The sequence below is a fragment of the Mesorhizobium sp. M1D.F.Ca.ET.231.01.1.1 genome (assembly GCF_003999155.2).
Taxonomy (GTDB): domain Bacteria; phylum Pseudomonadota; class Alphaproteobacteria; order Rhizobiales; family Rhizobiaceae; genus Mesorhizobium.
Genome location: NZ_RZOZ02000267.1, coordinates 1 through 287 on the forward strand (window position 1 = coordinate 1; position 287 = coordinate 287).

The 287-nt window shown below is 66.2% G+C and carries 1 pseudogene; it reads right to left on the reverse strand.

The features are described from left to right. A pseudogene (locus EN874_RS35005) lies at window positions 1-287 on the reverse strand (tetratricopeptide repeat protein); the annotation flags it as partial.

The following is a 287-nucleotide window of genomic DNA, read 5'->3' on the forward strand; positions in this document are numbered from 1 at the left end:
CGACGGCCTGCCGCCCAAAGGACTCGGCGCGGGCATAATCGCCCATCTCCTCAAGCCCGAAGGCCTGCATGCCGAGAATGGCGTGGTAGCCCGGCATGTCCTTTTGCCAGGCCGGCAGCGCCCGGCCGATGCGGTCGCGCAACATGCGCGCGTTACCGGTGAAGAAATCGATCTGATGTCCGGTCTGCAGCGCCAGCGCATCGAGTGGGAAGTCGACGGCGATGTCCTCGAGGATGCGGGCGGCTTCATGCCATCGCCCTTCGGCGAGATGGCCAAGCGCTGCGACA